At 71.5% G+C, this 21,976-nt stretch carries 14 protein-coding genes; 8 read left to right on the top strand and 6 right to left on the bottom strand.

Going from position 1 to position 21,976, the window contains the following annotated elements:
- The first annotated feature begins 55 nt into the window (after nucleotides 1–55).
- The 4 genes from IE226_RS17620 (at nucleotide 56) to IE226_RS17605 (ending at nucleotide 9,125) form a co-directional block, all read left to right on the top strand.
- A complete protein-coding gene (locus IE226_RS17620; RefSeq protein ID WP_190082218.1) occupies nucleotides 56–1,636 on the top strand; it encodes an AMP-binding protein in 1,581 nt (526 codons plus the stop codon).
- Entirely contained in the window at nucleotides 1,633–3,420 is a 1,788-nt protein-coding gene (locus IE226_RS17615) for a class I SAM-dependent methyltransferase (RefSeq protein ID WP_190082217.1), read from the top strand. Before IE226_RS17620 ends, IE226_RS17615 begins: the two co-directional genes overlap by 4 nt.
- A 108-nt stretch (nucleotides 3,421–3,528) precedes the next feature.
- On the top strand, nucleotides 3,529–8,361 hold the full coding sequence (locus IE226_RS17610) for a non-ribosomal peptide synthetase (RefSeq protein WP_190082216.1): 4,833 nt from the start codon (nucleotides 3,529–3,531) through the stop codon (nucleotides 8,359–8,361).
- The gene (locus tag IE226_RS17605) at nucleotides 8,358–9,125 is read left to right on the top strand and encodes a thioesterase II family protein (RefSeq protein ID WP_190082215.1); all 768 of its coding nucleotides are present in this window, start codon (nucleotides 8,358–8,360) and stop codon (nucleotides 9,123–9,125) included. Before IE226_RS17610 ends, IE226_RS17605 begins: the two co-directional genes overlap by 4 nt.
- On the opposite strand, the gene IE226_RS45065 is transcribed toward IE226_RS17605, so the two are convergent.
- Complete coding sequence (locus IE226_RS45065; RefSeq protein ID WP_190082214.1) at nucleotides 9,107–10,135, bottom strand: LysR family transcriptional regulator; 1,029 nt, start codon at nucleotides 10,133–10,135, stop codon at nucleotides 9,107–9,109. The genes IE226_RS17605 and IE226_RS45065 overlap by 19 nt on opposite strands.
- Before the next feature lie 148 nt (nucleotides 10,136–10,283).
- Between IE226_RS45065 and IE226_RS17595 the strand changes: the two genes are divergently transcribed.
- Complete coding sequence (locus tag IE226_RS17595; RefSeq protein WP_190082213.1) at nucleotides 10,284–11,573, top strand: MFS transporter; 1,290 nt, start codon at nucleotides 10,284–10,286, stop codon at nucleotides 11,571–11,573.
- A gap of 75 nt (nucleotides 11,574–11,648) precedes the next feature.
- Nucleotides 11,649–13,256 (top strand): AMP-binding protein, encoded by a 1,608-nt coding sequence (locus tag IE226_RS17590; RefSeq protein WP_190082212.1) that lies wholly within the window; start codon nucleotides 11,649–11,651, stop codon nucleotides 13,254–13,256.
- A 33-nt stretch (nucleotides 13,257–13,289) separates the two neighbouring features.
- On the opposite strand, the gene IE226_RS17585 is transcribed toward IE226_RS17590, so the two are convergent.
- Both IE226_RS17585 and IE226_RS17580 read right to left on the bottom strand, forming a co-directional pair.
- Nucleotides 13,290–14,015 (bottom strand): hypothetical protein, encoded by a 726-nt coding sequence (locus tag IE226_RS17585; protein ID WP_190082211.1) that lies wholly within the window; start codon nucleotides 14,013–14,015, stop codon nucleotides 13,290–13,292.
- 18 nt (nucleotides 14,016–14,033) lie between these two features.
- A complete protein-coding gene (locus IE226_RS17580; RefSeq protein ID WP_190082210.1) occupies nucleotides 14,034–14,972 on the bottom strand; it encodes a protein kinase domain-containing protein in 939 nt (312 codons plus the stop codon).
- Between the two features lie 290 nt (nucleotides 14,973–15,262).
- Here IE226_RS17580 and gcl point away from each other — a divergent pair, with 290 nt between their 5' ends.
- Both gcl and IE226_RS17570 read left to right on the top strand, forming a co-directional pair.
- On the top strand, nucleotides 15,263–17,050 hold the full coding sequence (gene gcl, locus IE226_RS17575) for a glyoxylate carboligase (RefSeq protein ID WP_190082209.1): 1,788 nt from the start codon (nucleotides 15,263–15,265) through the stop codon (nucleotides 17,048–17,050).
- Nucleotides 17,051–17,120: 70 nt separating this feature from the next.
- On the top strand, nucleotides 17,121–17,699 hold the full coding sequence (locus IE226_RS17570) for a YdeI/OmpD-associated family protein (RefSeq protein WP_190082208.1): 579 nt from the start codon (nucleotides 17,121–17,123) through the stop codon (nucleotides 17,697–17,699).
- Nucleotides 17,700–18,157: 458 nt separating this feature from the next.
- Here IE226_RS17570 and IE226_RS17565 read toward each other — a convergent pair whose 3' ends face one another.
- The 3 genes from IE226_RS17565 to IE226_RS17555 form a co-directional block, all read right to left on the bottom strand.
- Nucleotides 18,158–19,624, bottom strand: coding sequence for a catalase (locus tag IE226_RS17565; RefSeq protein WP_190082207.1), 1,467 nt, complete (start codon nucleotides 19,622–19,624; stop codon nucleotides 18,158–18,160).
- A gap of 258 nt (nucleotides 19,625–19,882) precedes the next feature.
- A complete protein-coding gene (locus IE226_RS17560) occupies nucleotides 19,883–20,773 on the bottom strand; it encodes a 2-hydroxy-3-oxopropionate reductase (protein ID WP_190082206.1) in 891 nt (296 codons plus the stop codon).
- Between the two features lie 90 nt (nucleotides 20,774–20,863).
- Nucleotides 20,864–21,691 (bottom strand): TIM barrel protein, encoded by an 828-nt coding sequence (locus IE226_RS17555; protein WP_190082205.1) that lies wholly within the window; start codon nucleotides 21,689–21,691, stop codon nucleotides 20,864–20,866.
- Between the last annotated feature and the right edge of the window lie 285 nt (nucleotides 21,692–21,976).

The raw sequence follows: 21,976 nt of genomic DNA, 5'->3' as shown, positions 1-21,976 counted from the left end.
ATGTCCGTGGAGAGCACGGTCACATGTCCCCCTCGCTCCACGGGGCGGCCGGCGCATGAGCACCTACCCGCACACCCTGTGGGGCGGCGAGGCCCGGCCCCCGTGCTTCCTGGAGTCCTTGGCCCGTTCCGCGGCCCGGCACGGCGAGCGGATCGCCGTCGCCGACGAGGAGCGCGAGGTCACCTACGGCGAGCTGCTCGCGTGGTCCGGGCAGATCGCGGCGCTGCTGCGGGCCCGCGGTGTACGCGCCGGGGACCGGGTCGCCGTCACCGGCCCGCGCGGCACCGACGTGGTCGCCGCGACGCTCGCCGCGATCCGGCTCGGCGCCGCCTGCGTGCCGCTGGACGCCTCCTACCCCGAGCGGCGCCTCGCCCACATGCTGGCCGACAGCAGCCCGGCCGTGCTGCTGCACAGCGGTGGCCTGCCCGCCGTCGCGGAGGGCTGCCCGGCCCTGCGGATCCCGCCGCCGGAGCGCGGTGGGCAGGACACCGGTCCGGCACCCGTCGCGTGCGTGCCGGACCGTCCGGTGTACGTGATCTACACCTCCGGATCCACCGGCCGGCCCAAGGGCGTCGCGCTGCCCCACAGTTGTGTGGACAACATGGCCGAGTGGCAGCACAGCCACTCCCGGCGCGGTGATCTGCGCACGGCGCAGTTCGCGCCGATGAACTTCGACGTGTGGTTCCAGGAGGTCCTCGGCACCCTCGCAGGCGGCGGCACGCTGGTGACCGTCCCCGAGCGGCTGCGGTCCGACCCCTTCGAACTCCTCGGCTGGCTGCGCCGACAGCGGATCGAGCGGCTGTTCCTGCCCTGCCTCGCACTGAACATGCTGGCTGTCGCCGCGGGCCTGGAGGCGAGCCTGGACGACCTCGCGCTCGTCGAGATCAACACCGCGGGCGAACAACTGGTGTGCTCGGGCCCGGTGCGCGAGCTGTTCACCCGGCTGCGGGACTGCGTCCTGAACAACCACTACGGGCAGAGCGAGTCGGCGATGGTCACCGTGCACACCCTGCGGGGGCCCGCCGCGGACTGGCCGGTGCACCCGCCCATCGGCCGCCCCCTGCCCGGCTGCGAACTGCTGATCGCCCCGGTCGACGAAGCCGGGCAGCAGGGCGACGCGCCGTCCGGCTCCGGCTCCGGCACCGGTGAACTCCTGGTCGCGGGGCTGCCGATGTCCGGCGAGTACCTCAACGAGCCGGAGCTGAGCGCGGAGCGCTACATCAGCGTCGAGCGCACCCCGCACGGCCACACCCGCGCCTTCCGTACCGGCGATCTGGTCCGCGTCGAGGAAGGCGCCCTGCGCTTCGTCGGCCGCCTCGACCAGGAGGTCAAGATCCGGGGCTACCGGGTCAACCTCCTGGAGGTCGAGGCCTGTCTGCGCGAGCTGCCCGCCGTGGGCGAGGCGGTCTGCGTGGCACCCGAACGCCCCGAAGGGGGCCGCACCCTGCACGCCGCCGTCACCCCGGCGGCCGGGGCGGCGGACCCGGAACCCGCCGAACTCCTGCGCCGACTGGCGGAACTGCTGCCCGCCGCCTCGGTGCCGCTGACCGTCACCGTGCTGCGGACGCTGCCGCGCAGCCCCAGCGGCAAGACCGACCGGGCGGCGATCGCCCGGCAGACCGGAGGAAACCGATGACCGACACCGTCGTCGCCACCACATCCGCTCAGGACATCGAAACGGCGCTGACCGCTCACGCCCGGGTGCGCGAGGCGGCCCTGCTGACCCGCCGCACCGACGACGGAACCCGCACGGTCGCCTATGTCGTGCCCGAGCCTGCCGCGGACACCGGCCGCGCCGGGTGGGGTGCGGGCGACGTCCTGGAGTCCTGGCAGAACGTCTTCGACGACACCTACGAGGGCGCCGACGAGCCGGACGGCGACGGCGAGAACTCCGGCTGGGTCGACAGCTTCACCGGCGAGGCGATCCCCGCGCAGGGCATGGCCGAGTGGGCGGAGGAGTCCGTCCGCCGCGTACTCGCGCTCCAGCCCCGCAGAGTCCTGGAGATCGGCGCGGGGACCGGGATCATCATGCGACGGCTCCTCGCCGGAGCCCCTGTCGAGCACTACGTGGCGACGGACTTCTCGGCCCGCTCCGTCGACCTGCTCGACCAGCGTGCCGCGGAGCTGACCGCCGATGTCCCGGACACCGGCGTACGGGTGACGGTATGTCAGGCCGACGCGCTGCGGGCGCCGCAGGTCGTCGACGAGATGTACGACACCGTCGTCATCAACTCCGTGGCCCAGTACTTCCCCTCCCTGTACTACTTCGAGGAAGTGGTGCGCCGGGCCGCGGCGGTGGTCCGGCCGGGCGGTCACATCCTGCTCGGCGACCTGCGCAACGCGCGGCTCGCGGAGGCGTTCGCGGCGCTCAAGGCCGCGCGGAGCGCGCCTGCCGCCGGGGTCGTCGGCCAAGCGGCGGTCACGGCGGAGGAGGCCCGGCAGGCCGAACTCGCCGCCGACGGTGAACTGAGCCTCGATCCGGCCTGGTTGGCGGCGACGCCCACTCGCGTCGAGCGCGTCTCCCACGCGGAGGTCGCCCCCCGGCGCGGCATCCACGCCAACGAGATGACGCTCTTCCGCTACGACGCCCTCCTGCACGTCGACTGCCCGCCGCAGCCCGCCGACCCCGTACAGCCCGCCACCCTCGTACAGCCCCCGCCCGCGTCGGAAGACCTGCGCGCCCTTCTGGAACGCGAACCCGGCCCGGTCGTCTGCCGTGGCGTCGCCAACCGCCGGCTGCACGAGGCGCTGGGTGCCCGCGACGGCGTATCACCCGGCGATGTGCCGAGCACCGGCCTGGACCCGGAGCAGGTCTGGCGGCTCGGCGAAGAACTGACCCGCCCCGCCCGTATCAGCTGGGCATCCGGCGATCCGGACGGCGCGTTCGACGTGTTCTTCCCGGCGGCCGGCTCCACGGACGCGGACCACTTCACGCTCGCCGGCGCCGAAGCCGCGCACACCGCGGCCACCACCGGGACCGCCGCCCGTGTCGCCTCCGTGGTGCCGTACCCGCCGCGCACCGTGAAGACGGCCGGCGACGGGCTGCGCGAACACCTCGCGCGCCGCCTGTCCACGCCCGTGGAACCCCTCGACCTGGTGCTGGTCACCGCCCTGCCCGAGGCACCCGCCGACGCGTCCGCGCTGCCGCTGCCCCGCCCCGGCGTGGAGACCGCGTCCCGCAAGGCCGACGCCGCACGGGGCGGCGATCTGCTCGGCCTCGTCCTCGAGGCCTTCGCCCAGCAGCTGACGGCGGGCGCCTGCGGCCCCGACGACAAGTTCTTCGCCGTGGGCGGCGGGTCGCTCAAGGCGGCGATGTGCGTCCGGCGCCTGCGCGAACAGGGGCTCAAGGTGACCGTGCGCGACATCTACCAGTGCGGCACGGCACGCGCCCTGGCCGATCACATCGCGGCGAAGGCGTAATCGCGTCGAAGGCGCAAGTCGCACGCGAAGACGTCACCCGCACCCCACCCGACACAGCGCACGCACACGGTCGGCACCACCGGCCGGCAACGAGAAGCGGAGAGGCAGATGACCAAGGCCGGTTACGTGGAACCGAGGGCGGGCGCCGAGCAGCTGGTCGCCATGATGATGGCCGACGTCCTGGGCTGCGAGCGGGTGGGCAGGCACGACGACTTCTTCAAGATCGGAGGCCACTCGCTGCCCGCCGTGCGCCTGGTCGCCCGCGCCCGCGAGCTGTTCGGGGTCGACCTGCCGGTCAAGCTGCTCTTCGACGCGCCCACGGCGGCCGAGTTCGCCGCGCAGGTGGCACGGGGGAGCAGCATCCGGCAGCGCCCCCTGGCTCGTACGTCCCACGGCCCGGAGGCCGCGGTCTCCTCCGCACAGCGCCGCCTGTGGTTCCTGCAAGAACTGGAGACGGACTCGACGGCGTACCACATGGGCGAGTCCTTCCGGATCGAAGGACCGCTGGACATGGCCGCGCTCACCACCGCTGTCGCCGCGCTCGCCCAGCGCCACGAATCGCTGCGCACCCGCTTCTCCGTCGCCGACGGCGTGCCCGTCCAGAGCGTCGACGAGCAGTGGAACGGCACCCTCGAACTGATCGAGGCCCCCGGCGGGCAACCGCACGGCGAAGAGGAGCGCGCCGCGGCCGTCGCCGACTTCTGCCGCCGCATGCACGCGGACCCCTTCGACCTCGGCCAGGGACCGCTGTTCCGGGCCCGGCTGCTGCGCCTGGGCCCGCAGGACCATGTGCTGTCGCTCGCCATGCACCACATCGTGTGCGACGGCTGGTCCATGACGCTGCTCCTCCAGGAGCTCGGCGACCTGTACGAGGCCGCGCTGACCGGCCGGAGCGCCGCCCCGGTGCCCGACGGCGTCCGCTACCGCGACTTCGCCGCCTGGCAGCAGACCGAACTGACGGGCTCAGCCCTGCAAGAGCTCCTCGACTACTGGACGGCGCACATCGAAGGCGCCCCCACCATCCTGGAGTTCGCCACCCCGCGCGAGGGCGCCGCGGGACCGCGCACCGAGGGCGAGGTGCGCTTCACCCTGTCACCGGAGGTGACCCGGGCCCTGCGGGACCTTTCGCGTGCCTCCGGCGCCACCATGTTCATGAGCCTGCTCGCGGTGTTCGAGGTCCTCATGTCGCGGTACAGCGGCGAGAGCGACCTGCTGGTGGGCACCCTCGTCTCCGGGCGCACGCACCCCGAGGTGGAGGACGTCGTCGGGTTCTTCGTCAACATGCTGGCGCTCCGCGCCGACCTGCGCGACGACCCGGACTTCACCCGTCTGGTGGGCCGGGTACGGGAGGTGGTCCTCGACGGGTTCGCCCACCAGGACCTGCCGTTCGAGCGCCTCGTGGAGGCCGTCAATCCCGAGCGCACCTCCGGCATGCCGCTCGTCCAGTCGGCCTTCCAGTACTTCGAGGACGACGCGGCGCACAGCCCCCTGCGGCTCAGCGGCGTCCGGGACGTCCACGCGGTCAACCCGCCCGGCCGCGAGGACCCCGATCTGCCCCTCGCCATGGACCTCCACCGGCACGGCGACGAACTGCGCGGCCTGTTCACCTACGACCGCGCCCTGCTCGGCCCCGCCGAGGCCGAATGGCTCGTGCGGAGCTTCGTGAACCTGGCCGCCGAGGTCGTCGCCGATCCGGGGCGCCCCGTCTCGCAGCTCCCGCTGGTGGGCACGGCACATGCCGCGGAAATCCTGGCCCTGGGCGCGGGACCCGACGTACCCGTGACCGACAGCTCGGTCCTTGACGCGCTGTGGCGTCAGGTGGCCGCAACCCCCGACAAGGCCGCGGTGACCGACGCCGACGGCACCTGGACCTTCGCCGAACTCGGCGCCGCCGCACGGGGCGTGGCCGGCGCGGTGGCCGCACACGGGCCGGTCGTGGCCGTGGCGGGGCACCGCTCACGGCTGATGGTCGCCGCCCTCCTCGGCGTGTGGCAGGCGGGCGCCGCTGCCGTACCCCTGGAGCTGAGCGACCCGCCAGGGCGGCTGCGGTCCGTCCTTGCCGCGAGCGGGGCCTCGGCGTTCCTGTGCGATGCCGCGGCTGCCTCACTCGGCAGCGGGGCCGGCCTCGCGGTGATCGACATCGCGGAGGCGGTGGCCTCTCCCACCGCGGCGACGCCACCGGCGCCGGAAGTCCGCGGACCCGCGCCGGACGATCTCGCGCTGATGCTCTTCACCTCGGGAACCACCGGGACGCCGAAGGGGATCTCCCTCGAACACGGCGGCCTCGCCAACCTCCTCGCCGCCCACCAGAAGACCGGGTGGCACACCGACACCCGCCGCCGGGTGGCCTGGACGGCCTCGTTCGCGTTCGACGCCACCATCGACCAGTTCCTGTGGCTGCTCGCCGGGCACGAACTGCATGTGGCCGGCGAGGACACCCGCCGCGACCCGCACGCGCTGCTCGACTTCGTGCGCGCCGCGGGCATCGACGTCCTCGACGTACCGCCCGCACAGCTCCCGCAACTGCTCGACATCGGCCTGCTCGACGAGAAGGCCGCCCACCGCCCCGGCCTGCTGCTCCTGGGCGGCGACGCGATCCCGACCCCGCTGTGGCAGCGGTTGCGCGCGACACCCGGGGTCACGGCGTGGAACCTCTACGGGCCCACCGAATGCACCATCGACGCCCTCGCCTGGCCGCTCGACGACAGCGAGACGCCCCTGATCGGCCGCCCGGTGGCCAACACCCAAGTCCGTGTCCTGGACGCGGCCGGGCACCTGCTCCCGCCGGGCGTCGCCGGTGAGCTCTACCTGTCCGGCGCCCACGTCGGCCGCGGCTACCTGGATCTGCCCGGGGAGACCGAGGCGAGATTCCTCCCCGACCCCTTCGCCGACCGGTCGGGTGCGCGCATGTACCGCACGGGTGACCGCGGCTCGTACACCGCCGAAGGCGCCGTACGCTTCCTCGGCCGTCTCGACCGGCAGGTCAAGGTGCGCGGGCACCGGGTGGAGCTGTCCGAAGTCGAGGCCGCGGTCCTGGCACACCCGGGGGTGCGCCAGGCCGTCGTCGTCCACCACGACGGCGCCCTGACCGCCTACCTCTCCCCGACCGCCGGGGACGGGCAGCTCGCCGGACTGCGGGACGCGCTGGCCGCCCGGCTGCCCACCGCCATGGTGCCGACGGCCTTCGTGTCCCTGGCGACCCTGCCCCTGCTGCCCAGCGGCAAGGTCGACGTGCGGGGCCTGCCGAAGGCCGACGAAGCGTCCGCCACGGAGTTCGCCGCACCCAGGCCCGGCGCCGAGGAACTGGTCGCGCAGGTGATGGCCGAGGTGCTCGGGCTCGACAGGGTCGGGCGCGACGACGACTTCTTCCGGATCGGCGGACACTCGCTGCGCGCCGGGCGCGTGGTGTCCCGGATACGACAGCTCTTCGGCACCGAGGTGTCGGTCAGGACACTGTTCGACGCGCCCACGGTGGCCGAGTTCGCCGCCGCCGTCGAGCGGAGCACCCGGCCCGAACGGCAACCCCTGGTGCGCACCACGCACGGCCCGGCCACCCCCGTGTCGTACGCCCAGGCCCGGCTGTGGTTCATGCACGAACTGGACCCCGAATCAACGGCGTACCACATGGGGGAGTCCTTCCGGCTCACCGGCCCTCTCGACATAGCGGCCCTGACAGCGGCCGTCGCCGGGCTCGCGCAGCGGCACGAATCGCTGCGCACCCGCTTCGACGTCGCGGACGGCGGCCCGGTACAGATCGTCGACGAACGCTGGAACGGCACGCTGGAACAGCACGAATCCGCGGCTGCCCCGGGGCCCGGACAGGACGCGGCCGTCGACGGCTTCTGCCGCCGCGTACTGGAAGACCCCTACGACCTGGAGAACGGCCCGCTGTTCCGGGCCCGGCTGCTGCGCCTGGGCCCGCAGGACCATGTGCTGTCCCTCGGCATGCACCACATCGTGTGCGACGGCTGGTCCATGACCCTCCTCCTGGAGGAACTCGCCGGGGACTACGAGGCCGCCGCCCCGGGCAGGGCGCACCCGCCGCAGCCGGTGCGCTACCGCGACTTCTCCGCCTGGCAGCGGACCGAACTCGCCGGACCCGCCCTCACGGAACTCCTCGCCTACTGGAAGGGGCACATCGACGGTGCCCCCACCCATCTGCCCGCCATCGCGGCACAGCCCGGCAGCACCGAACAAGGCACCAGTACGGTCGAGTTCACGCTGTCACCCGACGTCACCCGGGAGCTGCGGGCGCTTTCGCGGGCATCGGGCGCCACCTTGTTCATGACCCTGCTCGCGGCGTTCGAGGTCCTGGTCTCGCGGGTCAGCGGCGAGCGCGACCTGCTCGTCGGCGTACCGGTGGCCGGGCGCACCCACCCCGAGGCGGAGGGCGTCGTCGGGTTCTTCGTCAACATGCTGGCGCTGCGCGCGGACCTGCGTGACGACCCGGACTTCACCGATCTGGTGGGTCGCGTACGGGACGTGGTGCTCGGCGGCTTCGCCCACCAGGACCTGCCGTTCGAACTCCTGGTGGAGGCGGTGAACCCGGAACGCGATCTGGGCCTGCAACCGCTGCTCCAGGCGACCTTCCAGCTCTTCGAGGAGGAGATCGACGCCGGGTTCGCCCTGCACGGACTGCGCAGCGCGCCGGTCGACATCAGCTCCAGCGCCCCGCGCTTCGACCTCTCGCTGGACATGTTCCGCGCCGGGGAAGGACTGCGCGGCTGGTTCCACTGCGACAGCACGGCCTTCACCGCGCAGGAGACCGCGCTGCTCGCGGGCGCCTTCACACAACTGGTGACAGAGGTGGCGGGGGACGCGGCCCGGCGGCTCTCCGAGCTGCCCGACCTGACGACGCGAGGGACGCCGCTCGCGGCACGGCACGTCCGAGCAGGCCGCCGTTCTGACGGGACAGAGCTTCTGATGGGACAGAGCCGATGAGAAAGCAAGAAGGCTGGCTCGTACCGCTGTCGGGCCCGGCCGAACCCGGAGTCGAACTGGTCATGGTGCCCGGAGCGGGCGACGGCCCCACCACCGCGCGCACCCTGCCCCCGTACCTGCCGCCTTCCTGGCGGCTGAGCTCGGTGTGCCTGCCGGGGCGCGGTCACCGCTTCGACGAGCCCCTGCCAGAGGACCCCTATGCCGTCCTCGCCTCCGTGGTGGACGCCGTCGACTGCCTCGGGCCGGCCCCCGTGGTGCTGCTCGGGCACAGCCTGGGCGCACTGTGGGCCCTTGAGGCGGGGGGCAGGCTCGCGCGCCCGCCGGCCCTGGTGGCCACGGTCGCGTGCGCGCCCCCGGAGCCCGGCGGCGCCTCGGGCATGGAGGAACCCGACGACACGGAGGACCGGCTCTTCATCCGCGGCCTCCTCATGGACCAGGGACTCACCGACCCGGAGTGCCTCGACGAACTCGTCGAGCTCACGGTGCCCGTCTTCCACGCCGATCTGACGCTGGCCGGACGCTGGACGGCCCCCGAACGGCCGGTCCTCGCCTGCCCCGTCGTCTCGTACTACGCCTCGCAGGACGGTCTCCCGCCCGCACCCTGGACGCGGCACACCACCGGCACGACCGAGACGGTCTGGCTCGAGGGCGGGCACGTCGTCCACCAGGAGCGGTCGGCGGAACTCCTCGCGGATCTGTCCCGCAGGGCGGCGCCGTACCTGGCCACGCACGGCTCCGTCGGCGCTCACCCGAGGGCCGCGTGAGCCATCGGCCGCGGGTCGCTCGGGTAGTAGCCGGTGACCGGCAGCCCCGGATAGCCCTCCGGGTCGCTCAGCATGCGCCGGTGGTGGTGCGGATTGCACGCGACGGTGCGCTCCACGTACCACCGCCGGTAGAGGTCGAGGACCGCGGGGGCGAGCCGCTCCACCGCCGGATGGTCGCGCCAGCTCAGCATGTAGCGGATCCGCGCCCCGGAGGACAGCGGCAGCCGGTGCAGACCGGCGGGAAGCGGTTCGCTCGGCCCGCCCAGGCTCACCGCCGTCGAGGTGCGAAGGAGCTCGTGGGCCAGTTCCTGGGACTCGGGATAGTGCACGAACTCCTGCTCGTGCCCGCTGACTTCGCGCAACTGGCGCGGTACCGCCACGGCACTCTCCTCCGGCGGCGCGACCAGGGCGAAGCCCGCGAGCTGCCCGAGGCTGAGGCCGGGACTGCCGGCGAGGGGATGCTCGCAGTCGAGGTAGGCCCAGGCGTCCTCCGTCACCACCTCGTGTCCGCGCAGCTCGCGCAGGTCCTCGCCGATCCCGGTGTGGGGCCGGTGCCAGGTGCGCCACCACAGGAAGTCGACCTCGCCGCGCCGCAGCTGATCGAGGCCGAGGGCCACCGAGCGGTAGTGGCGCACCTCGCTCGCGCCCGGCGCCGCCGTCGTCGCCATCCGCTCCGGCAGGTCGCACGGCGCCAGGCGGTACAGGGCCGTACGCAGGGGCCGGCGCAGCGCCGGAAGAGGCTCCTGAAGGCCCGAGATCTGGGCTCTGGTCTGGGTCCACTGTGTCTCGATGGACGCGATGGACCGCAGTGCGAGCGCGCCGGCCTCCGTCAGCTTCACATGGGTGGTGGTACGGGCCAGGAGCCGCCGCCCAAGACATCGCTCCAGGCGGCGCACGCGCTGCGAGACGGCCGACACGGACACCAGCAGACGCCGCGCCGCCCGGGTGAAGGACAACTCCTCCGCGACGATCCTGAAGGTCGTGAGGTCTACCCAGTTCATCTCATTCATGGGGCACATGGTCAGGCACCCGCGCCGCCCGAACGAGGGGCCCTCCGGCTGGCTCGAGCCGGGTGCGAGCAACCTTCCAGCCAAAAGAACAAGCCTTGCGGAACATCGCAAGGTCGTCACGCTGTCGACGTCGCCGAGGAGTACCCCGATGGCCTTGCCCGACCAACCGCCTTCCTATCAGGCCGTGTTGCGCACCCCGACGGCGGGGCGCACGTTCCAGGTGTCGCTCGTCGGGCGGCTTTCCTACGGCATCGTCTTCCTGTCCCTCACCCTCGCCATCACGTCGAGCACGGGGTCCTACGTCGTGGCCGGTGCCGCGGTGGCCGTGTTCGGCCTCGCCAACTCCCTCCTCGCGCCGTTGCGCTCCGGCCTCATCGACCGGCACGGATCCGCCCGGCTGCTGCTGCCCATGGGCGTCGCCTACGCGCTCCTGCTCGCCGTGCTCGCCGCCCTCACCTGGAGCGGCGCGACGGACGCCTGGCTGCTCGTGCCCGTGGCCGCCGCCGCGGGCGCCTGCGCACCGCCGCTCGGCCCGGTGATGCGCACCGTCTGGAGCGACCTGCTGCCCGACGCGCGGATGCTCCAGCGGGCCTACAGCCTGGACACGGTCTGCGAGGAAGTCCTCTACGTGACAGGGCCGTTGCTCGTCGGCCTGCTCGTGATCGTGGCGGACCCACCGCTCGGCATCGCCGTCAGCGCGGCCCTGGTCCTCGTCGGCACACTGGCCTTCGTCAGGACGCCGGCCGTACGCGCCCAGCGCGGAACCCTCGCGATGCCTGCCCCGGCCGCACCCGACGCGGCCGGTGACCGGCACGGCATGACGCCGGGGCCCCTGTCGGTCGCCGCCGCGCTGGGCCTTGCGCTCGGCTCACTCAACCTGTTCGTGGTCGCCTTCGCCGGGCGGCACGGCCAGCTCGCCTCCGTCGCCTGGATCGAAGCCGCACTCGCCGTCGGCAGCGTGGTGGGCGGGCTCCTCTACGGCAGCCTCGACTGGCGCACCTCCGCCCGTACCCGCCTGGCGGTCCTGGCCGCGGCGCTCGCCGCGCCCCTGGCCCTCGCGGGCACCTCGTCCGGTTTGCCCGCCATGATGGCCGCGACGGCCGTCACCGGCCTGCTGGTCGCCCCCACCCTGACCACCGCCTACCTGCTCGCCGACGAACAAGCCACCGACCAGAACCGCACCCGCGTCGGCACCTGGGTCACCACCGCCTTCAACCTCGGCAACGCGGCGGGCGCGGCCGGCGCGGGCTTCCTCGTCGGGGCCCTGCCCCTGCCCGCCTGCTTCGCCCTGGCCGCCGGACCCCTGCTGCTGTCCGCACTGGCTCCGCTGGCGTTCGGACCGCCCGCCAAGCCGCGGGCCGCCGCTGACCCGGGGGCCGACGAGCTGACCGCCCTGACGGACACACGCGAGGGCGCGGAGGGGTCGACGCGGCGCTGACCTCGGGTCACACTTGGCGTCGTGCTTCGCAAGGCCCGCGGGCTCCGACGCCGAGTCCGCGAGGAGGACTGACCGGTGAGTGAACTCTCGTACGCGCACGGTGTGAGCGGTACGCCCCTGCTCGGTGACACCATCGGGCGCAATCTCGGCCGGGCGGTCGAGACGTGGCCCGAGCGGGACGCGCTGGTGGACGTGGCGGCGGGAACGCGCTGGACGTACGCCGAATTCGGTGCCGCAGTCGAGGAGTTGGCGCGCGGCTTCATGGGTGCCGGGGTCGCCAAGGGGGACCGGGTCGGCATCTGGGCGGTGAACTGCGCCGAGTGGGTGCTCGTGCAGTACGCCACCGCGCGGATCGGCGCGATCATGGTGAACATCAACCCCGCTTACCGGGCCCATGAGCTGGAGTACGTGCTCAAGCAGGCCGGGGTGTCGGTCCTGGTGGCCTCGCAGTCGCACAAGTCGAGCGACTACCGCGCGCTGGTGGAGCAGGTGCGGCCCTCCTGCCCCGGGCTGCGGTCCGTCCACTACATCGGCGACGGCTCGTGGGACGAGCTGACGGGCGCAGCCGAGTCGGTTACGGCAGTCGAACTGCTGGCCCGCGAGGCGGAGTTGAGCTGCGACGACCCGGTCAACATCCAGTACACCTCGGGAACGACCGGCTTCCCCAAGGGGGCGACCCTCTCCCATCACAACATCCTCAACAACGGTTACTGGGTGGGCCGTACGGTCGGCTACACGGAGCAGGACCGGGTGTGCCTGCCCGTGCCCTTCTATCACTGCTTCGGCATGGTGATGGGAAATCTGGGAGCCACCTCGCACGGTGCCTGCATCGTCATCCCCGCCCCGTCCTTCGATCCGGCCGCCACGCTGCGGGCGGTCGAGCGCGAGCGGTGCACCTCGCTGTACGGGGTGCCGACGATGTTCATCGCGGAACTGAACCTCGCCGACTTCGCGACGTACGACCTGAGTTCGCTGCGCACCGGCATCATGGCGGGCTCGCCCTGCCCGGTCGAGGTGATGAAGCGGGTGGTCGCCGAGATGCACATGGAGGAGGTCTCCATCTGTTACGGCATGACGGAGACGTCCCCCGTCTCGACGCAGACGCGCCGCACGGACGACCTGGAGCGGCGGACCGGCACGGTGGGACGCGTCCTTCCGCACATCGAGGTGAAGGTGGTCGACCCGGTCAGCGGCGTGACCCTGCCGCGGGGTGCGTCCGGAGAGCTGTGCACCCGGGGCTACAGCGTGATGCTGGGCTACTGGGACGAGCCTTCGCGTACGTCGGAGGTGATCGACGCCGGGCGGTGGATGCACACCGGGGACCTGGCGGTCATGCGGGAGGACGGGTACGTCCAGATCGTCGGCCGCATCAAGGACATGATCATCCGGGGTGGCGAGAACATCTACCCGCGCGAGATCGAGGAGTTCCTCTACGGCCACCCGAAGATCGCGGACGTGCAGGTGGTGGGCGTCGCGGACGAACGGTACGGGGAGGTTCCGCTGGCCTGCGTGATCCCGCGGGACGCCCAGGACCCGCCGACGCCGGAGGAACTGCGGGACTTCTGCGCGGGGCGGCTGGCGCACTACAAGATCCCGGCCGGGCTGCGCATCCTGGAGAGCTTCCCCATGACGGTGTCCGGAAAGGTACGGAAGATCGAACTCAGGGAGCGGTACGGGGGGTGATCCCGCCGGGGTGGGGCTTTGCCCCGCGTGCCCCTACCCCGGCGGTGTCAGTTCTGCTGCCGCGTTGTTCACCGGCTGGGGAGTTCCGGTGAGGTCGATGACGAACAGGGGGATGGACAGGGCGTCCGCGCGGGTTCGGGCGGCTTCCTCGTAGCCCGCCAGGGAGAAGCAGACGCAAGTGACGGACTCGGCCATCGCGCTGAGCCACACGCACTCCACGTCACGCAGCGACGACGGCTGCACGGACGGCTCGATCAGGGCGATCAAGCCCCGCGCCGCCACCCGCACCCCCGAAGGCGCCCGCTTGACCCCGCCCCGGATGTCGCCGAACCCCAGCCACCGCAGGTACAGCGCCGCCACCGTCACCGCGTCCTGCGCCGTCCGCACCGGCACGGGCTGGAAGGCGGGGCGGGGGCGTGGGGCGCTACGGGGCAGGGCCGGCGGGGTGGTGGCCGGGGGTGTCGTGGGGGCGGGAGGTGTTGCCGTAGGTGCCTGTACCGCTCGCACCGGGATACGCAGCACCGCTCCGCAGCCGCACTCCAGCTCGGGATGCGGCCACTGGTCCCGGCGACCGCACGTCCGGCACCGGACGGTGACCCACTCGTCCGCCCAGGTCCGGTCCGTCACCGGAGTCACCGTCGCGCCGCGCGCCATCGGCGGCACCACCGGGGCACCGCACGCACAGGGATAGGACGGTGGGGCGTACGTATGGTCGCGTCTACAGACCGGGCACCTCACCGGGACGCAGCTGTCCGTCATCACCCTCACCCGTCACCGTCACCGCACGCCGGTTCGTCCTTCCCATCGTCCACCAAATGGGTATGCCACGGCAGCTAGTTGAGCCAAGAACAGGGCGCCGGCCAGGGTCAGTGCCCGGCGGCGGGAGCCCGGCAGCGGGAGCCCCGCCATACGGGCGACGGTGCGCGGCGCGGGCCTGGCCGCGGGGTGCCTGGAGAGACATGCGGTGACGAGAGGGAGAAGCTCCTCCGGGACCCCCGTCAGGCTCTGTACTCCCGGCACGTCCTCCCCGCTTCCGTCTCCGGGCTCGGAAGGCCCCCGCCCCGTCGCCGCGTAGGCGAGGACCGCGCCCAGCGAGAAGATGTCCGCGGGCGGCTTGGCCACGCCCTGCGCCAGGGTCTCCGGCGCGGTGAATCCCGGTGTCCCCGCTTCTGCCCCCGCAGACACGTCTGCCCCCGCGCTCACATCTGCCCCCGCGCTCACGCCGAAATCAGTCACGTGCGGCCCGTCAGCGCCCAGGAGCACGTTCGACGGCCGCAAGCCCCCGTGTACGAGCCCCGCCCGGTGAATGTCGTCCAGCGCCCCCGCGAGTGCGCTCGCCAAGGCGCGAAGCCCCGCCGTACCCAGTGGCCCACCGCCCCTCCCCACGCGCGCGGCCAGCGTCGGACCGGCGACGTACTCCACGGCGAGCCACGGCACCACCCCGTACGCATCGGCGTCGAGCAGCGCGGCGACCCCGCGCCCCCGCACCGCGCCGAGCGCGAGGACCTCGCGGGCCAAGCGCGTACGGAACGACGCGTCACCAGCGAGCGAGGCACGCACCACCCGCAGCGAGGCGGCCCGCCCCGTCCCGTCGTGCGCGAGGTAGACCGGACCGAGGCTGCCCTGCCCGAGCAGCGGCCCGGCCGCCCAGCGGCCGTACCGCCGGCCGCTCGGCCGTCCCTGCCCGGCAGGCGGCGCGTCCGGTGAAGTGGCCACGCGACACCCCCCGATGGTGTGCCCCGAATTCAGTGCCGGGAATTCAAGCCGGGAATTCAATGCCGGATTCAACGACTGGGACGCGCTCCCCGCGCGGCCCGGTTCCCGGATCTCTCTTGACGGTCTCCACCGCACCCGCCTACATTGCTTCCATATAGCAGAACAAAATTTCCACAATGCGGAAACAGAAGCTCACCGCGGGGCGCGACGGGAGCCGGATCCGCCAGCCGTATCCGTCAGCCGAATAGCTGATGCAGCTGTCGAAGCTGTTGTCGAAGCAGGAGAACCCCATGGCTCGTATGACCGCTGTCCGCGCGGCAGTTGAGATCCTCAAGCGCGAGGGCGTCACCAACGCGTTCGGTGTGCCCGGCGCCGCGATCAACCCGTTCTACAAGGCGCTCCAGGAGGGCGGTGGCATCGACCACACGCTCGCCCGGCACGTCGAGGGCGCCTCGCACATGGCCGAGGGCTACACCCGCGCCAACCCCGGCAACATCGGCGTCTGCATCGGTACGTCGGGCCCGGCGGGCACCGACATGATCACCGGTCTGTACTCCGCCATCGGTGACTCGATCCCGATCCTCTGCATCACGGGCCAGGCACCGACGCACCTGCTCCACAAGGAGGACTTCCAGGCCGTCGACATCGCGACGATCGCCAAGCCGGTCACCAAGATGGCCGTCACGGTCCTGGAGGCCGCCCAGGTCCCCGGCATCTTCCAGCAGGCCTTCCACCTGATGCGCTCCGGCCGCCCGGGTCCCGTCCTCATCGACCTGCCGATCGACGTCCAGCAGACCGAGATCGAGTTCGACATCGACACGTACGAGCCGCTGCCGGTCTACAAGCCGACCGCGACCCGCGCGCAGATCGAGAAGGCCATCACCTTCCTGGTCGAGTCCGAGCGTCCGCTGATCGTCGCCGGCGGCGGCATCATCAACGCCGACGCCTCCGACCTCCTGGTCGAGTTCGCCGAGATCACCAACACCCCGGTGGTGCCGACCCTGATGGGCTGGGGCACCATCCCCGACGACCACGACCTGAACGCGGGCATGGTCGGCCAGCAGACCGGCCACCGCTACGGCAACGCCACGTTCCTGGAGTCGGACTTCGTCCTCGGCATCGGCAACCGCTGGGCCAACCGCCACACCGGCTACAAGCTGGACGTCTACACCCAGGGCCGCAAGTTCGTGCACGTCGACATCGAGCCGACCCAGATCGGCAAGATCTTCGCGCCGGACTACGGGATCGCCTCCGACGCCAAGGTCGCCCTGGAGCTCTTCGTCGAGGTCGCCAAGGAGCTCAAGGCCGCGGGCAAGCTCCCGGACCGTTCCGCGTGGGTCGCCTCCCACCTGGAGCGCAAGGAGACCCTCCAGCGCCGCACGCACTTCGACAACATCCCCATGAAGCCGCAGCGCGTCTACGAGGAGATGAACAAGGCCTTCGGCCCGGACACGCGCTTCGTCACCACCATCGGCCTCTCGCAGATCGCGGGCGCCCAGATGCTGCACGTCTACAAGCCGCGCCACTGGATCAACTGCGGCCAGGCGGGCCCCCTCGGCTGGACGATCCCGGCCGCGCTCGGCGTCGCCACCGCGGACCGCGACACCCCGGTCGTCGCGCTCTCCGGTGACTACGACTTCCAGTTCATGATCGAGGAGCTGGCGGTCGGCGCGCAGCACCGCATCCCGTACGTCCACGTCCTGGTGAACAACGCCTACCTGGGCCTGATCCGCCAGGCGCAGATCGGCCTGGACATCAACTTCCAGGTCAACCTGGAATTCGAGAACCAGAACAGCCCCGAGCTGGGCGTCTACGGCGTCGACCACGTCAAGGTCGCCGAGGGCCTGGGCTGCAAGGCCATCCGCGTCACCGACCCGAACGACCTTGGCGAGGCCTTCGAGCAGGCCAAGAAGCTGGCCCAGGAGCACCAGGTCCCGGTCGTCGTCGAGGCCATCCTGGAACGCATCACCAACATCTCCATGAGCCCCACGGCCGACATCAGCGCGGTCAAGGAGTTCGAGGAGCTCGCCACCGAGCCGGGCCACGCGCCCACGGCCATCCGGCCGCTGAAGGTGTGACCCCCCGGCGCTGAGCGTCGAAAGGGGCGGTCCACCCGTGGAGGGTGGGCCGCCCCTTTATCTTGGGCGGATGGAATCGCTCGCTGAGCTGAAGGTCGTGACCTGCGCGGACCGGGCCGAGTTGGAGGCCTGGCTGGACGAGCACCACGCCGCCTCGCCCGGAATCTGGGTGAAGCTCGCCAAGAAGAATTCGGGAGTGGCCTCAGTGACGGCTGCGGAGGTCAATGACGTGGCGCTCTGCTACGGCTGGATCACCGGCCACCGGAAGGCGTACGACGACGTCCACTACCTGCAGAAGATCACCCGCCGCCGCCCGCGCAGCCTGTGGTCACAGGTGAACATCGACCGGGTCGAGGAGCTGACCGCGGAGGGCCGCATGCGCGAGCCGGGCCTCGCGGAGGTGGCCGCGGCGCGGGCTGACGGGCGCTGGGAGGCGGCGTACGCGTCTCAGCGGACGGCGACGGTCCCGGACGACCTGGCCGCGGCCCTCGCGGCCAGCCCGGGGGCTCGCCAGACCTTCGAGGCCCTGGGCAAGACGGACCAGTACGTGGTGTTGCACAGGCTGATGACGGCCAAGACGCCGGGTACGCGTGCTGCCCGCCTGGAGCGGATGGTCGCGAAGCTGGCTTCGGGCGAGAGGGTGCGCTGAGGCCGGCGTGCCTCTGCGGGCGCGTCGTGGTTGCTCGCGCAGTCCCCACGCACTCGCGGACAACAAAGAACGCCGAGTACGGGACCGTCCGTACTCGGCGCTCTGGCTCAGCTGAAATGCCGTACTGCCGTGTGAAGTTGTAGCCGTCCGACCGCGCGCGACTGGCGGAACATGCATACGCGCCGCCGGACGGAGTCACATGAAACCCAAGGCCCGGGGGCCAGAGAACGGCTGGGACCGCGGCGGCCGCGAATGGCTCGGCGGGATTCCCCTCCCTCAGGTCGAGAAGGGAGCCGCCGGACCTTCACCACCGCACTGGCTCGCGAAGCCGCCGCGGTCCTCGTCCGGCCCGTACACCACGGGACCACCCCTCATCCGGGTCCGTGATGGTGCGGGCGCAGCACCGGGGAACTGACCTCCCGTCAATTCCCCGGCGCAGTCCGGGAGTTCTCGGAGTCCTAGTCCTCGCGCAGGGCGCGGACAGCCTCCTCCACGCGCTTGCCGTAGTCGGTGTCGGCGGCGTGGAAGTGGGCCAGGTTCTTCTCGATGACGTCGTCGCGCGTGACCTGCGAGAGGCTGCCGGCGATGTTCGCCACCAGACGGGCCTGCTCCTCGGCCGACATCAGGCGGTACAGCTCGCCCGCCTGGAAGAAGTGGTCGTCCTTGGTGTGCAGCGGCGCCTCGTGCGTGCCCGTGTGGCCGTTGACGGCGAGCGGGGCCGAGAGGGCCTTGCCGGTCTCGGCGGGGCCGTCGTACGAGTTGGGCTCGTAGTTCTTGCGGTCACGGCCGTACGCGTTGGACGCCATCAGGCCGTCACGGCCGTAGTTGTCGGCCTTGCCGCCGAGCACGGCCTTCGGCGCGTTCACCGCGAGCAGGGTGTGGTTGACGCCCAGGCGGTAGCGGTGCGCGTCCGCGTAGGCGAACAGGCGGCCCTGGAGCATCTTGTCGGGGGAGGGGCCGATGCCCGGAACGAAGTTGTTCGGGGAGAAGGCGGCCTGCTCGACCTCGGCGAAGACGTTGTCGGGGTTGCGGTCGAGGACCAGACGGCCCACGCGCTGCAGCGGGTAGTCGCTGTGCGGCCACACCTTCGTCAGGTCGAAGGGGTTGAAGCGGTAGTCGGCCGCCTCCGCCGCGGGCATGATCTGCACGTGCAGCGTCCAGGACGGGTTCACGCCGCGCTCGATGGCCTGGAGAAGGTCCGTCTGGTGCGAGTTGGCGTCCTTGCCGGCCAGCTCGGCGGCCTGCTCCGACGACAGGCTGCGTACGCCCTGGTTCGTCTTGAAGTGGTACTTCACGAAGAAGGCCTCGCCCGCCTCGTTCGTCCACTGGTAGGTGTGCGAGCCGTAGCCGTTCATGTGGCGGTATGACGCGGGGATGCCGCGGTCACCCATCAGCCACGTCACCTGGTGCGTGGCCTCGGGGGAGTGCGCCCAGAAGTCCCAGACGTTGTCCGGCTCCTGCTTGCCCGTGAAGGGGTCGCGCTTCTGGGAGTGGATGAAGTCGGGGAACTTGATCGGGTCCTTGATGAAGAACACCGGGGTGTTGTTGCCGACGAGGTCGTAGTTGCCCTCTTCGGTGTAGAACTTCAGCGCGAAGCCGCGCGGGTCGCGGACCGCGTCCGCGCCGCCGAGGCTGTCCGCCACCGTGGAGAAGCGCAGGAACGTCTCGGTGCGCTTGCCGACGGTGCTCAGGAAGTCGGCCGAGGTGTACGCGGTGACGTCGTCGGTCACCTCGAAGTAGCCGTAGGCACCGGAACCGCGGGCGTGCACGACGCGCTCCGGGATGCGCTCGCGGTTGAAGCGGGCGAGCTTCTCGAGGAGGTGCTGGTCCTGGAGGAGAAGCGGGCCACCGACGCCGGCGGTGGCGGAGTTCTGGTTGTCGGCGACGGGGGCGCCGGACTCGGTCGTGAGCACACGCTTCGACATGGTGGCGGAGTTGACCTTCCGTACGGACTACTGAAACTGCTGAGTGAGGTGACGTGAGCGTAAGTACGCCTGACCAGCTGCGTCAACAGTTTGTTGAAGTTTTCGATGAGGCATGGGTTCCGGGCCGCGGCGACGCCTGGGCGCGACAGGACAGGTGTCAGCGCCGCCGCGACCCGGAAGTCGAGGGAGCTCTCTGAGCCTCTTGGGCCTCGTGACTCGCTAGAGCCTCAGTGAGCAGCTAGAGCCTCGTGAGGCTGCTCAGAGCTCGGCGCCCGAGAGGCGCTCGACACCGCGCAGGAGCGCGGAGTGGTCAAGACCGCCGTCACCCTGCGTGCGCAGCGAGGCGACGAGCTGGGCGACCACGGCGCCGACCGGGAGCGAGGCACCGACATTGCGGGCGGCGTCGGTGACGATGCCCATGTCCTTGTGGTGCAGGTCGATCCGGAAGCCGGGCTTGAAGTCGCGCTTGAGGAAGTTGTCCTTCTTGCGGGTCAGGACGGTCGAGCCCGCAAGCCCTCCGTTCAGGACGTCGAGGGCGGCGGTCAGGTCCACCCCGGACTTCTCCAGGAAGACGACGGCCTCGGCGCACGCCTGGATGTTCACGGCGACGATGAGCTGGTTGGCGGCCTTCACGGTCTGCCCCGAGCCGTGCGGACCGCACAGCACGATGGTCTTGCCGAGGGCGTCGAGGAGGGGCTTGGCCTCGTCGAAGTCGGCCTGCTCGCCGCCGACCATGATGGAGAGCACGGCCTCGATGGCACCGGCCTCGCCACCCGAGACGGGGGCGTCCAGGACGCGGATGCCCTTGTCCTTGGCGGCCTTGGCCAGGTCCACGGAAGTCTGCGGGGTGATCGACGACATGTCGATGATCAGCGCGCCCGACTTCGCGTTCTCCAGGATGCCGTCCTCGCCGTACGCGATGGCCTCCACCTGCGGCGACGCGGGCACCATCGTCACGATGACGTCGGCGTCCTTGACGGCCTCCGCGATCGACTTGGCGGCGGTGCCGCCGGCCGCGGCGAGGCGGTCCAGCTTGTCCTGCTCGAGGGTGAAGCCGGTGACGGAGTAACCAGCCTTGATCAGGTTCTCGGACATGGGGGACCCCATGATGCCGAGTCCGATCCACGCGATCTTGGGAAGGTTGCTCATGACGGACCTCTCTGAAAACTCTTCTGCTGCAACGAATCGGGTGCTGGGTGCCGGGTGGGTGTGCGGGAGAAATTCGCCGCGAAGCGGCGGCTAGTCCGCAGTCGGCAGCCAGCCGAAGGCTTCGGAGCTGGGACGGTCTCCGGCCTTGTACTCCAGGCCGACGTACCCCTCGTAACCGGCCTTCTGGAGCTGATCCAACAGCTCCTCCAGAGGCAGCGACCCCGTGCCCGGGGCCCCACGGCCAGGATTGTCGGCGATCTGCACGTGCGCGGTCTGGGCGACGTACCGATCGATGACGGCCGGCAGGTCCTCGCCGTTCATGGACAGGTGGTACAGGTCCATGAGGAACTTCGCGTTGCCGAGCCCGGTCGCGGAGTTCACCTTGTCCACCACGGCGATCGCGGCGTCCGCGCTGACGATCGGGCAGCGCGGCGACTCGGGCTTGTTCAGGGCCTCGATCAGCAGCACCGCACCCACGCGGTCGGCCTCGCGGGCCGCGAGCACCAGGTTCTCCAGGGCGAGTTCGTCCTGGACCGCGGGGTCCACGCCCTCGACCCGGTTGCCGTAAAGGGCGTTGAGCGCCTTGCAGCCGAGGGACTCGGCGAAGTCCGCCGCCACCGGGAGGTTCGCGCGGAACTTCTCGCTCTCCTCGCCAGGGATCGACAGGGCGCCGCGGTCCGGTCCCGGCAGCTGGCCGGCGTAGAAGTTCAGGCCCACCAGCTGTACGCCGGCGTCCGTGATCGCGGCCCGAAGGGCGTCGAGCTCGGACTGCTCGGGGGTGGGGGCGTCGACCCAGGGCCACCACAGCTCGACCGCCGTGAAGCCCGCCGCGGCGGCGGCCGCGGGGCGCTCCAGGAGCGGGAGTTCCGTGAAGAGGGTCGACAGGTTCACATTGAAGCGCTGGTCGGAGTATCCCATGGGGCTTCCGCGCTCCTTCCGTATTGCGGAAGTTAATTTCTGTCTGATGGAAGATTGCCGTCGAGTCTCCGCTCTTGTCAAGAGGGGTCCTGCGGAAAAACGCCACGCCCACCCGAGGCCGCGGGTCGGGAAAGGCCCGATGGCCGCCTCCGGGGAGGCGGCCATCGGGGCCTTGCGCGGGCGGAAAGCGGCGGGGAGCGGCGAGAAGTAGCGGGGGCAGCGGGGGGGTGCCTCTATGTCCTTCGTCAAGGCGCCCCTGTCGGGGTTGGGATGATTTGGCCTTGC

This window comes from Streptomyces longisporoflavus (assembly GCF_014649775.1).
Classification (GTDB): domain Bacteria; phylum Actinomycetota; class Actinomycetes; order Streptomycetales; family Streptomycetaceae; genus Streptomyces; species Streptomyces longisporoflavus.
This window is presented reverse-complemented; position numbering and strand designations above follow the sequence as displayed.